The sequence below is a fragment of the Pseudobutyrivibrio sp. UC1225 genome (assembly GCF_900115215.1).
GTDB lineage: Bacteria > Bacillota > Clostridia > Lachnospirales > Lachnospiraceae > Pseudobutyrivibrio.
Genome location: NZ_FOVQ01000005.1, coordinates 136993 through 149844 on the forward strand (window position 1 = coordinate 136993; position 12852 = coordinate 149844).

A 12852-nucleotide genomic window follows, 5' to 3' on the forward strand; every position below is an offset into this window, starting at 1 on the left:
GGTAAGTCAGAAAGTACAGCTATAATCTGTCTGTGAAAAATGGTAAATTAAACATAGGGGTCTGCTTGTGAAAATTTTGGTAATGTACAATATATAGATAATTGTGTCGTAGTTCACGGATTGTGTCGCAATTCACCGAATGTTCAGACAATATACTCAGAATTATCCGTGACACATTAAAATCTATTTGCTACACTTTATGTACACTCACACAAAAATTATCTTATATATAACGGTTTTACTTAGATTTTGAAAGGAGGGGAGCTGATGAAGTTCAAGAAGATAGGTGAGGACAAAATTCGTTGCGTCATCACCAAAGAAGAAATGGAACAGAACGGCATGGAGCTTGGAGATTTCGTCAGTGACCAGGAAAAGACCCAAAGCTTTATCAGGGATATTTTAGCAGAAGCGTGTGAGACCCTCGGAATAGAGACTCATGCTAAAGCATATAGCGTACAGATGACAGTTATGCCTCAGGGTGATGTAGCATTACTCATATCCCCAGATTCAAGTTCAGGACTTGCAACGGCTATTGAAGAATTAAAGAAACATCTTACAGGTTTACAGGAAACATTATCTACTACCAAAAAGGAACAGGCTGTTTCAGGTAGTACAGCAGATGTTCCAGTTCAGCCAGTACAAAAGCTTAGAGATGACAAGGATGAGATTACATCCCAGTATTTGGATACACCACTGTGGGCAATCCTTCCAAGCTTGGATGCATCCATTGAACTTTGCAAACACATTCCAAAGTTCTCAGGAATCCAGAGTGTGCTGTATCGTTACGGCGATGACTATTATGTAAAGCTCAACTTCGAGCTGACACGTCGCCAGATTTCAGCAGTCATTCTTGTTATTGCAGAATACGCCAGCCAGATGTTCACCGAAAGCTTCGATGGAGCCTTCCTCTTAGAACACGGCGATGTGATCTGCGAAGACTGCGTAAATGTACTGTCACAGATTTAAATATTGAATAATTCATAGGGATAGTCACTAGTGGCTATCCCCTTTTTTTATTTCACTCCTGCTTGCTACAGCATATCAGCCCAGTCGCGGCGTCAATGATGCCCTTCGGCGCTTCGCGTCATTGACTCCTCGCCTTTGCGCTGATATTTGGTAATCAAGCAGGGGTGAAAATGGGGCTGTGGCGATGCCACATCTGCTACTATGCATCCCAAATTGAGGTTTTGCTGTTTTGGGATGCATTAGAAATAAATTTTTTTGGAGCTATGTATCCCGAAATGCAGTTTTATTCTTTTGGGATGCATAAATCTAGGTATTTTTATAAAAATCCAAACATTTCTGAGTTGAAAATGCATCCCAGAGAAGCATTTCCTTGGTTTGGGATGCATTCACTAGCTAAATTATGCATCCAAAACAAGACTTTACTGATTTTGGGATGCATGAGGTCAAAAAAGTATGCATCCCATTTGCGACTTTTAGTTATTTGGGATGCATAGTAGTTGTTGTGGCTGTGCCACAGTCCCATTTTTATTTGAGCTTGTTTGACAACTATCTGCTAAAAGAGGCTCTGTCAGGGGGCGGCGGAGCCGAGCCGTCAGGCCATGCCCTTGACTGGGGCTCTTGGCAGATAGAATAAGCAAAGCTCAAATAAAAAATAAAGTTTTAGCCAAGAAATTTACAAAGGAAATCCACAAACATTTTCGACACAAAGTAAAGAGGACGCCGGCGGGGCGTCCTCTTCAAAAAGGGAGAATAATGTTATGAAAAAAATGGTTCATCGCTTCTGTCTTGCGATGTAATTATAATACTAAGTTATTATGTTGGAACAATGATGAATATGTGAATAAAATTGTAAAAGAAAAAGATTATTTGTGAATTGCTTACCATTATTTTGGTGTGAGGGAATAGGGTAAATAATATAACTTTTGGGCATGAAAAAAGGACCTAAACGGTAGGTCCCTTTCATATCGTAAAACCCAAATACATTTATAACTCATATGCGCATATCTATCATGGTACCAGAAGTAGGGTAGACCAGACTTTCAAGTGATGGTGCATTCATATCGATGCCTTCAGTTAAAAGCTGCGCCTGTCCCTCCATGACATCTAAGGTCTTACCAAGCATTGCTGTCCCCACAGCGGTAAGTAACTTGTTTTGACTTAAACTCATAGAAAGCTCTGATATATCCATAATAAGCGCCTCCCCTAAAAAAGACTACGCTTTTTTAACTCACCTAAAATTCTAACATGACTTGTTCACAAATTGGTGCCAAACTGTGACTAAATTGTGAACAAACTGTGAATTATGGATAATATTGAACATTTAATAGCAAAATCTATCTGATATCGAAGGACGAGTTGAAAATTAGAGTGGATAACACGGAAAAATACCGAAATATTCATATTTTTTTCATTCTTGTTTCATATTTTACATATTTAAAAATTAGTCTAGAATTACTATAATTATAGTTACATTAGTATGATTTCATGGAGAAACTATGTCCTTATTAAACCTGAATCTTAGTGACCCTCTTATGAAGGCGCTGAAAGCTGTAAATTCAATAGCAGGAAAATCTTTGACTGAAGAAGATTTGCGAAGGCAGCGTTCAGCCATGGAACTAGCAGGTAGACTGGCGGCTCCAACAGGAGGTGTAACACTGGAACCATTTCAGGTGGGGGAGATTCCATGTGAGTGGGTGAAGCCGGATTTGGCACATAACCCACAGTATGTGATTCTCTATGCACATGGAGGTGGCTACACCTGTGGCGGTTTGGCCTATGCCAGAATATTGGCAGCTAAGCTTGCTGTATCTACAGGCTTCTCCGTGGTTTCCTTTGAATACAGGCTTGCTCCGGAGAATAAGTTCCCGGCAGCCCTGGAGGATGGAAATCAGGTATGGGATTATCTAATAGAAAAAGGTTATAAGAATGACCGAATTCTTTTGGCAGGTGATTCTGCCGGTGGCAACCTGATGGTTTGCCTCACCCAGAGAATTCTGATGGAGGGAAATGACCCTCCAAGAATGTTGTTATTGTTTAGTCCATGGACTGACATGACGGCAAAATCAAAATCTTATCAACAGTATGATGGCAAGGATCCAATCCTCACAAAGCATTATGTAGAATCTGTGAGAGATGCAGTGATTGGAGAGGATGCAGAACCATCAGACCCAATATATTCGCCGATTTTTGGTGAATTTAAGCATTTTCCACCTACGCTTGTGCAGGTTGGGAAAACGGAAATACTATACGAAGACAGTGCCTCCCTTGTGAAGCAGATTCAGAAGGTTGGGGGCAAAGCAAAACTGGACGTAGAAAAGGATGGATGGCATGTGTACCAGCAGATGCCTCTCCCAGTGGCAAGTCGTGCAATGCGCAGACTCGCAGACTATGTTTCAGATGAAATATATAAAAATTAAGTGAGCTGATAACTAACAAGCTCTTAGGTTTCTGAATGAAGCATTCTATTGCTGAATGAAGAAACACTAAGGCTTGTGAGTGTAATCAGCGGACTAAGAGGTTATATGGCAAGAGATAATTGGTATAAAGTTGATAATGTTGCGAAGGTCTTTCTAGCCACAGCGGCTAAGCGAGACACTCGAACCCTGAGGGTTAGCTGTACACTCTGGGAAGATATAGATCCAGAGCTTTTACAACAGGCTGTGGAGTCAGCGATTCAGCTTCGCCCACAGTTTCATGTGCGAATTCGTCGAGGTATTTTTTGGCACTACATGGAGGATACGGACCTTCAGCCTATAGTTGAAAAGGAGCATGGACGTGTTTGCCCATCTCTTTATCACCCGGGCAGAATGATGCTCCATTATAAAGTAACTTATTATCACAAAAGAATTAATCTTGATTTGTTCCACGCAATTTCAGATGGAACAGGAGCATTAGAGTTTCTAAATATTATTGTTTTTGATTATTTGAAGCTTAAATATCCTGATGAGCTTGAAGAGTTAAATATTCACTCAGGTGCGTCCTATGATGATTTGAATCAGGATAGTTATCGCCAGTTTTTTGGAAATTTATCTTTGAAAGCATCGGCTTTAAAGGTGGCTTATCATCCTAGTGGCTTGAAGCTTCCATATGATCAGCTTCAGTTCTTCGAGATTCAGGTGCCAACAGAGGATATTCTTCCAAAAGCTAAGGAAATCGGCGTTGGTATGACCAGCTACATTGGTGCAAAGCTTATGATGGCAATAAAAGAAGATATGCCTCCACGTAAAAAGCATATGCCAATCAATGTGTCTATGCCTGTAAATCTTAGAAATTATTATCCAAGTCAGACTTCAAGAAACTTTTTCAATAACGTAAATGTGGCACATACATTTACAGAAGAGATTTCCTTTGAAGATTTGGCAAAGGAATTTGACGGCAAGCTTAAGGAAAGCCTGACAGAAGAAAATATTAAAAAGCAGATGGATAACTTTGAGACCATGGAATACTTTATTCCGGTAAGAGCAGTGCCACTGTTTATTAAGCAGATGGTTGTGCGTTATGGTTCAAAGATTATGGATAAAAAGGTGTCAGTTGTTCTTTCAAATCTGGGAGTGCAGCGACCACCGGAGGAGCTTATTCCAAAGATTAAAAATTATAATGGTTTCTGTAGCTCATCAAATCTCTTTGTTGTTATGAGCAGCTACAACGGAAAGATGACCCTCGGAATCAGCTCACCATATTCAAATACAAAGGTAGTAAAAAGCTTCGTTAGAGGCCTCAGTGAGGAAGGCATGAAGATTACTGCTTATGCAACGGAGGTGATTCGCTAATGAAGAATTGTCCATATTGTAAGATTGATGTTGGAGGAAATTTAAAGAAATGCCCATTGTGCCAGAGCCGTCTGGTAGGTGAGGATGAGGAAAAATATTTCCCAACACAGTTAAGATTAAAGTTCCAGTCATTTTTCTTTAAGCTACAGCTATTCATTGTGTGTATAGTGATTATTTCCGCACTATGGCTGGATTACATATTCAAGCTTCCATTCGGAAAATATGGTGGATTCCATTGGAGCTTACTGATATTGATGTGGCTCTTTGCCTTTGAATTCAGTATCATTCATGTCTTTAAAAAGGGTATGGATGCCTCTAGAATCCTGTCCATAGTGGTGGTAATAGTAATGGCGATGGTAGCTGTTACAGCCTATTACTTTGGATATCTGATGTTTGTTTTATATTGGGTTATACCAATTATGGTTATGTGCACAATTGTTGCCAACTTTGTGCTGTGCATGGTGGATAAAAGTGGTAACGCGATGGTATATCTGTTGACAGATTTACTTGTGGGAATTATTCCATACTTTGTGTGCATAACATTAAAGAAGGATTGCCCAATCGAGTGGATGATTTGTTTACTTGTAAGCTTCATTATTTTTGTGGGAGCAATAATTTTTAAGGGGAGAGAAGTCGTTGGTGAAATCCAGCGAAGGCTGAGTGTTTAGGCGGATATTTTTGACAGCGTAAGTAGTGCTACTCGACGGAGGTTATTGCATGAATACCGGAGATAGAATACCTGATAAGAGAAAATATTTATTAGAGAACTTTGGAAGGGCAATGCAGGAAGGCTGGCTGGAGGTATACTATCAGCCTATCATCCGTGGCTCTAGTGGAAGAGTATGTGGTGAGGAAGCTCTTGTACGCTGGGACGACCCTGTCCTCGGTGTGCTTAATCCTGCTGAATTTATTCCTATTCTTGAATCTGTTAATTTGATTGACAGACTGGATCTTTATGTATTGGAGCAGGTTCTCGCAAAACTTGATAAATTTAAGGAAATGGGATTGTACAGAGTAGTTCATTCTGTAAATTTCTCTCAGATAGACTTTTTCTCTTCAGATATAGTAGCAGAGGTAAAACAGCGTGTGGATGCTTCATCGGTCCCGCCTTCACTTATAGCTATTGATGTTATTGAAAGCGCATGCAGTACAAGAGATGAGGCTGTTTTATCTAAGTTAGACCAGTTCCAAAAGCTTGGATTCCAGGTTTGGATGGATGACTATGGGAATGGAGATTTCTCTCCAATTCTTCTCCAGCAGATAAATTTTGATTTGCTGAAAATAAATATGAATCTTGTTAGTCAGGTTCGCACCAGTAAGAGCGCCAAGGTTATTATCACAGAGCTTGTAAGACTTGCGATGGCTCTTGGTATAGAGGTGGCAGCAGAGGGTGTTGAGGACGATGACGAGGCTGAGTTCTTAAAAGAGATTGGCTGTGTAAAGCTTCAGGGCTTCTATTATTGCAAGCCAGTATCTTTATCAGATATTTTGACCAGATATAAGAATGGTACACAGATAGGCTTTGAGAATCCAGATGAGCGTGAATACTATACAGCAGTTGGTCATGTCAGCCTGTATGACCTGGCTTTTACCAATAACGATGAAAATGGTATGGTAGATTACTTTGACACTCTGCCTATGGCCATTTTGCAGGTTAATTCCGAGGAGATTTCACTGCTTCGTTGTAATGCTAACTTTAGGAAATTCTGTAACGCAAACTTTACTGACAAGAGGGGGGTGACGACCTATCATTTTAAAGGCTCAGATAAATTAGTGGGCTTTTATGCAATGACAGAGGTGCGTCAGTGTGGTATAGACGGAAAAAGAAGGATTATTGATGAGCGTACTAAAAATGGAAAGACAGTTGAGTTGCTTATCAACAAGATTTCCGATGACCCTGTTACAGGTATGGCAGCTGTCGCTGTTGTAATTCTTTCTGTTACTGAAAGACCGGGAAACTTAGATGACCTGAGCTATAACTACATTGCAAGAGCTTTGGCTGAGGACTATATAAAGCTTTACTTTGTAGATATGGAAACGGACGAATATACCGAGTATGCTTCTGATGGTAAGAATCGAGACATAACAGCTATTAGACGTGGACAACAGTTCTTCGATGTGCCTGAAGATGAAAGATATAAATTTATCTATAAGGAAGACAGGGCAAGATTTATTGATTCGTTTACAAAAGAACAGATAACACATGATTTGAACAAATACGGAAAGTACACCATTACTTATAGGACTCTAATGAATGGTGAACCTAAATATGTAAATCTTAAGGCGGTACGTGTAAGAACAGATAATAGGCATATAATTATCGGTATAAGTGATGTTGATGCTCAGACACGAGAGCAGGAGGCTTTCCAGAGAATAAAGGAGGAACGAATAACCTTTAATAGAATTGCTGCATTGTCCAGTGATTTTATAAATATTTATAGTGTGGATCCTAACACTGGATTCTATGAAATTTTCAAGATGAATCCTGAAAATATGCAATATGAGCTTGATCCAGAAGGTGGGGATTTCTTCAAAGATAGTAGAGAGAGATTTAAGAAAATTGTCTATGAAGAGGATGTAGATGCTCTTATGAAAATCTTTACAAAGGAAAATATCATAGCATCCATCAAGGAACAAGGCCTATTTACCTACACATGCAGAGTTAAGAGGATTAACGGTGGTTTGAGATATGTAACTATGAAGACAGCCCTTTTGGAAGAGCTTGATGGTCCACATCTTATCTTTGGTCTTATCAATGTTGATGAGCAAGTTCGAAAGGAAAAAGAATACGCTGAAAAGGTTTCAGAAGCCGAGGATAAGGCTATTCGAGACGAGCTTACAGGTGTTAAAAATAAGCACGCTTATGCAATAGCCGAGGAAGAATTCAATGTTAGAATTGAGGCTAAAAGAGCAAATGACTTTGCATTGGTGGTATGCGATTTGAATGGTCTGAAGGATGTAAACGATAACTTTGGACATCAGACTGGAGACCAGTTTATCAAGGACGGCTGTAAGATAATCTGTACAGTATTTTCTCATAGTCCTGTATACAGAATCGGTGGCGATGAGTTTGTTGTTATAGTTCAAGGCGCAGATTATGGAAATCTTGACAAGCTTCTTGAAAACATGGAGAAGGTAAACAATCGAAATGCCAAGAAAAAAGAGGTTACCATAGCTGTTGGCGTTGCCAAGTTTGATGGACAAAGAGAGATGAGCGAGATTTTTGATGCTGCTGACGCTGAGATGTACCTTAATAAAAAGCGTATGAAAAAAGGTGAGCCGACACATCACTAAAGTGATTGACAAAGTTTTAACAATGCACTATGATAGTAAACAGTAGAAAATAATTGGGGCGAACCCCGTAGAGGAGGATTTTGTGATGAGCGAATTCAACAATTTAAAGCTTGAGGTTGCAGACGAGATTGCAGTACTTACTATTGCACGTCCAGCAGCACTTAATGCACTTAACAGCGAGACTCTTGATGAGTTAAACGTTGCACTTACAGAGATCGAGGCTAGAGACGACGTAAAGGTTCTTATTCTTACAGGTGGTCCTGATAAGAAGGACAATGCATTTAAGTCATTTGTTGCTGGTGCAGATATTTCTGAGATGGTTAACTTCACAGCAGCTGAGGCACGTGCTTTCGGTATGAGAGCATCAGTTCCTTTCTTCAAGCTTATGAATATGAGACAGGTTACAATTGCAGCTGTTAACGGCTTCGCACTTGGCGGCGGTTGCGAGATTGCTATGGCTTGTGATATTCGTATCGCTTCAGAGAATGCTACATTTGGTCAGCCAGAGACAGGTCTTGGTATCATCCCTGGTTTCGGTGGCACACAGAGACTTGCTCGTCTCGTAGGCATGGGACGTGCTAAGGAGCTTATCTTCACATGCGATTCTATCGATGCTAACGAGGCATACAGAATCGGTCTTGTAAACAAGGTTGTAGCTTGTGAGGAGCTTATGGACACAGCTAAGGCTATGGCTAAGAAGATTGCTTCTAAGGGAAGCTATGCAGTATCTATCGCAAAGGCTGCTATCAACAACGGATACGATATGGACATCAAAAACGCAGTTGAGATGGAGGCTAACCTCTTCGGAATCACATGTTCTACACATGATAAGGCTGAAGGAATGGGCGCTTTCCTTGAGAGAAGAGCTGCAAATCTTACAGATTTCTAATTTATCGCAATTTTGACCCCTCGCAAGAGGGGTCTTTTTTTACGCCACTTTACCTTGATAAATTATCCATAAACAGTTAAAATACTTAAGATTAGGTGGATTATAAATTCTTATAGGAGAAAATATGAATTACGACTATTACTACACCGACGATGTGGAAAGAGAAATTAAGAATCTTCAGAATGGAAATGGCCGTCCTTCTAATTATGGATTAGCTATTGCCTCATTGATAATGGGAATAGTTTCATTGGTCTTTTTCCTATTTCTTTTAAATATTGTTTCAGCTATAGTGGCTATTATTTTTGGAATCATCTTCCTTATTAACACAAATTCAGGAGCAAAGGGCAGAGGTCTTGCAGTAGCAGGAATCATCACATCCCTTCTTTCTATTGTGTTATGTATTGGAAGCTATGTGCTTATATTCCAGAATGCTGATAACATCAGCAGGATGTTTGAAAATGAGCTTCAGAATAACAATTCTCCATTTTATTACTATGAGGATAATGGAGATGATTCAGACTTATTCAAAGATTTTGATGGCATAGAGGATTTCTATAACAATTTAGAGGAAAATCCCGATGATTTAGAGGATTTTCTTAAGGAAAAGGATGACACACTATAATTTTGATGAAAGCATGAGGGCCTAACCAACCTTCATTCTTTACATATAAAAATAAGGATTAGGTGACGAGAAAGCCTAGTCTCACAGAAAGGAATTACTTTATATGTACAACAAAGTAGACGCAAGTTTAAATTTTGTTGAGCGCGAAAAGCAGGTGCTCAAGTTCTGGAACGAGAATGACATCTTCCAGAAGTCAATGGATTCAAGAAAAGAGGGAGAGACATACACATTCTATGATGGCCCTCCAACAGCAAACGGCAAGCCTCACATCGGTCATGTTGAGACTCGTGCCATTAAGGACATGATTCCTAGATACCAGACAATGAAGGGCAAGTTCGTTCCTCGTAAGGCTGGTTGGGATACACATGGTCTTCCAGTAGAGCTTGAAGTTGAGAAGCTTCTTGGTCTTAACGGAAAAGAGCAGATTGAAGAATACGGTATGGAGCCTTTCATTAAGCAGTGTAAGGAATCCGTATGGAAATACAAGGGTATGTGGGAGGATTTCTCTGGAACAGTTGGTTTCTGGGCAGATATGGACAATCCTTACATCACATATGATGACAATTTCATCGAGTCTGAGTGGTGGGCACTTAAGACAATCTGGGACAAGAAACTCCTTTACAAGGGATTCAAAATCGTTCCTTATTGCCCTCGTTGTGGTACTCCACTTTCAGCACAGGAGGTTGCTCAGGGCTACAAGACAGTTAAGGAGCGCTCAGCAATCGCACGCTTCAAGATTAAGGGAGAGGATGCATTCTTCCTCGCATGGACAACAACTCCATGGACACTTCCATCAAACCTTGCACTTTGCGTAAACCCAGTAGAGACTTACGTTCGTGTTAAGGCAGCAGATGGCTATACATATATTCTCGCAGAGGCACTTGCTGATAAGGTACTTGGCAAGCTTGCAAAGGAAGAAGGAGAGAAGGCTTACGAAGTTCTTGAGACTTATAAGGGAACAGACCTTGAGTACAAGGAATACGAGCCACTTTTCGAGTGCGCTGGCATTGCAGCAGAGAAGCAGCACAAGAAGGCACACTTCGTAGTATGCGATGATTACGTTACTATGTCAGATGGTACTGGTATCGTTCATATTGCTCCTGCATTTGGTGAGGATGATGCTAAGGTTGGCCGTAAGTACGACCTTCCATTCGTTCAGTTCGTAGATGGCAAGGGTGAGCTTACAGCGGAGACACCATACGCTGGTCAGTTCGTTAAGGATGCAGATCCAAACGTACTTAAGGACCTTGATGCTAAGGGACAGCTCTTCGAAGCACCTAAGTTCGAGCACGAGTATCCACACTGCTGGAGATGCGACACTCCACTTATCTACTATGCTAGAGAATCATGGTTCATCAAGATGACAGAGGTTAAGGATGACCTGATTAAGAATAATAACACTGTAAATTGGATTCCAGATTCAATCGGTAAGGGACGTTTCGGAGATTGGCTTGAGAATGTTCAGGACTGGGGTATTTCACGTAACCGTTATTGGGGAACTCCACTTAACATCTGGGAGTGCCCAGACTGTGGTAAGCAGATTTCAATCGGAAGCCGCAAGGAATTAGCAGAGCTTTCAGGACGTGCTGATGCAGAGACTATCGAGCTTCACCGTCCATACATCGATGAGGTTACATGCACATGTCCTGAGTGTAAGGGCACAATGAAGCGAGTACCAGAGGTTATCGACTGCTGGTTCGATTCAGGTGCTATGCCATTCGCTCAGCATCACTATCCATTTGAAAATAAGGAAGTATTTGAGCAGCAGTTCCCTGCTAAGTTTATTTCAGAGGCTGTTGACCAGACTCGTGGTTGGTTCTACTCACTTATGGCAGAGTCAACACTTCTCTTCAACAAGGCTCCTTATGAGAACGTAATCGTACTTGGTCATGTTCAGGATGAGAATGGTCAGAAGATGTCTAAGTCTAAGGGCAACGCTGTTGATCCATTCGATGCACTTGAGAAGATGGGCGCTGATGCAATCAGATGGTACTTCTACACATCTTCAGCACCATGGATTCCAAAGAGATTTGGTGAGAATGCAGTTATGGAAGGCCAGAGAAAGTTCCTTGGAACACTTTGGAATACATACGCTTTCTATATCTTATATGCAAATATTGATGAGTTTGATCCTACAAAGTACGAGCTTGATTTCAGCAAGCTTGCAGTTATGGATAAGTGGATTCTTTCTCGTCTTAATTCAGCAATCAAGGCTGTTGATGAGAACCTTGGTTCATACAAGATTCCAGAGGCAGCACGTGCACTTGATGAGTTCGTAGATGACATGTCAAACTGGTATGTTCGTCGTTGTCGTGACAGATTCTGGGCAAAGGGAATGGAGCAGGACAAGATTAATGCTTACATGACTCTTTACACATGCCTTAAGGATATTGCACTTGCAGCAGCACCAATGATTCCTTTCATGACAGAGGAAATCTACCAGAACATGGTTCGCTCAGTAGATAAGACAGCTCCAGAGTCTATCCACCTTTGCGACTTCCCAGTTGTAAATGAGCAGTTCATCGATAAGAAGCTTGAGGAAGATATGGATGAGCTTCTTAAGATTGTTGTTCACGGACGTGCTTGCCGTAACACAGCTAATATCAAGAATCGTCAGCCAATTGGCCAGATGTACATCAAGGCTGAGCATGAGCTTGATGAGATGTATGTTTCAATCATCGAGGATGAGCTTAACGTTAAGAAGGCTACATTCACAGATGATGTTTCATCATTCACATCATACAGCTTCAAGCCACAGCTTCGTACAGTAGGACCTAAGTATGGCAAGTTCCTTGGTGGCATCCAGAAGGCACTTTCTAGCCTTGATGGAAACGCAGCTTATGCAGAGCTTAAGGCAAATGGGGTATTAAGATTGCCTGAGGTTGATGCATCTATCGAGCTTGCAGAGGAAGATTTACTTATTTCTATGGCTCAGACAGAGGGCTTTGTAGCAGACGGCGACAACTACGTTACAGTAGTTCTTGATACAAACCTTACAGAGGAGCTCCTTGAGGAAGGTTTTGTACGTGAAATCGTATCTAAGATTCAGACAATGCGTAAGGAAGCAGATTTCGAGGTTATGGACAGAATCACAGTTTCTTACGAATCATCTGATAAAATAAAGGACATATTTGAGAGAAATAAAGACGTTATCATGGGTGAGGTTCTCGCAGACGAAATCGTTGTTGGCGGTTCTGGATCTCACACAAAAGAATGGAATATTAATGGAGAAAAGGTAACATTATCTGTAACTAGACAATAAACTTAAGATAGTCTGTAGGTGACAATCTCTTAGTGTTGCACAGCGAGAC

The 12852-nt window shown here is 40.8% G+C and carries 9 protein-coding genes; 8 read left to right on the forward strand and 1 reads right to left on the reverse strand.

The genetic code is table 11. The annotated features are described in order from the left end of the window. Nucleotides 1-267 precede the first annotated feature (267 nt). Nucleotides 268-966 carry an adaptor protein MecA gene (locus BMZ41_RS08360; RefSeq protein ID WP_090169580.1) on the forward strand — a complete coding sequence of 233 codons (699 nt, stop codon included), beginning with the start codon at nt 268-270 and terminating at the stop codon, nt 964-966. 991 nt (nt 967-1957) lie between these two features. Here the strand turns inward: BMZ41_RS08360 and BMZ41_RS08370 are convergent. Continuing rightward, entirely contained in the window at nt 1958-2155 is a 198-nt protein-coding gene (locus BMZ41_RS08370; protein ID WP_072915921.1) for a YjfB family protein, read from the reverse strand. A gap of 307 nt (nt 2156-2462) precedes the next feature. Between BMZ41_RS08370 and BMZ41_RS08375 the strand changes: the two genes are divergently transcribed. The 7 genes from BMZ41_RS08375 (at nt 2463) to ileS (ending at nt 12803) form a co-directional block, all read left to right on the forward strand. Continuing rightward, nucleotides 2463-3383 carry an alpha/beta hydrolase gene (locus BMZ41_RS08375; RefSeq protein WP_242942031.1) on the forward strand — a complete coding sequence of 307 codons (921 nt, stop codon included), beginning with the start codon at nt 2463-2465 and terminating at the stop codon, nt 3381-3383. A gap of 105 nt (nt 3384-3488) precedes the next feature. Continuing rightward, nucleotides 3489-4736 carry a condensation domain-containing protein gene (locus BMZ41_RS08380; RefSeq protein WP_090169584.1) on the forward strand — a complete coding sequence of 416 codons (1248 nt, stop codon included), beginning with the start codon at nt 3489-3491 and terminating at the stop codon, nt 4734-4736. Next, complete coding sequence (locus BMZ41_RS08385; protein ID WP_090169586.1) at nt 4736-5404, forward strand: DUF6320 domain-containing protein; 669 nt, start codon at nt 4736-4738, stop codon at nt 5402-5404. Before BMZ41_RS08380 ends, BMZ41_RS08385 begins: the two co-directional genes overlap by 1 nt. 49 nt (nt 5405-5453) lie before the next feature. Beyond that, nucleotides 5454-8030, forward strand: coding sequence for an EAL domain-containing protein (locus tag BMZ41_RS08390; RefSeq protein ID WP_090528576.1), 2577 nt, complete (start codon nt 5454-5456; stop codon nt 8028-8030). Nucleotides 8031-8115: 85 nt separating this feature from the next. After that, a complete protein-coding gene (locus BMZ41_RS08395; RefSeq protein WP_090528579.1) occupies nt 8116-8919 on the forward strand; it encodes an enoyl-CoA hydratase-related protein in 804 nt (267 codons plus the stop codon). Nucleotides 8920-9043: 124 nt separating this feature from the next. Beyond that, complete coding sequence (locus BMZ41_RS08400; RefSeq protein WP_090528582.1) at nt 9044-9541, forward strand: DUF4190 domain-containing protein; 498 nt, start codon at nt 9044-9046, stop codon at nt 9539-9541. Between the two features lie 103 nt (nt 9542-9644). Further along, on the forward strand, nt 9645-12803 hold the full coding sequence (ileS, locus tag BMZ41_RS08405) for an isoleucine--tRNA ligase (RefSeq protein ID WP_090528585.1): 3159 nt from the start codon (nt 9645-9647) through the stop codon (nt 12801-12803). Nucleotides 12804-12852 lie beyond the last annotated feature (49 nt).

What these genes read in the sequence shown, in the direction of transcription:
- BMZ41_RS08385 (WP_090169586.1), top strand. Translation starts at nt 4,736, where the DNA reads ATGAAGAATTGTCCATATTGTAAGATTGATGTTGGAGGAAATTTAAAG.
- BMZ41_RS08395 (WP_090528579.1), top strand. Translation starts at nt 8,116, where the DNA reads ATGAGCGAATTCAACAATTTAAAGCTTGAGGTTGCAGACGAGATTGCA.
- BMZ41_RS08400 (WP_090528582.1), top strand. Translation starts at nt 9,044, where the DNA reads ATGAATTACGACTATTACTACACCGACGATGTGGAAAGAGAAATTAAG.
- BMZ41_RS08390 (WP_090528576.1), top strand. Translation starts at nt 5,454, where the DNA reads ATGAATACCGGAGATAGAATACCTGATAAGAGAAAATATTTATTAGAG.
- BMZ41_RS08370 (WP_072915921.1), bottom strand. Translation starts at nt 2,155, where the DNA reads ATGGATATATCAGAGCTTTCTATGAGTTTAAGTCAAAACAAGTTACTT.
- BMZ41_RS08360 (WP_090169580.1), top strand. Translation starts at nt 268, where the DNA reads ATGAAGTTCAAGAAGATAGGTGAGGACAAAATTCGTTGCGTCATCACC.
- BMZ41_RS08375 (WP_242942031.1), top strand. Translation starts at nt 2,463, where the DNA reads ATGTCCTTATTAAACCTGAATCTTAGTGACCCTCTTATGAAGGCGCTG.
- ileS (WP_090528585.1), top strand. Translation starts at nt 9,645, where the DNA reads ATGTACAACAAAGTAGACGCAAGTTTAAATTTTGTTGAGCGCGAAAAG.
- BMZ41_RS08380 (WP_090169584.1), top strand. Translation starts at nt 3,489, where the DNA reads ATGGCAAGAGATAATTGGTATAAAGTTGATAATGTTGCGAAGGTCTTT.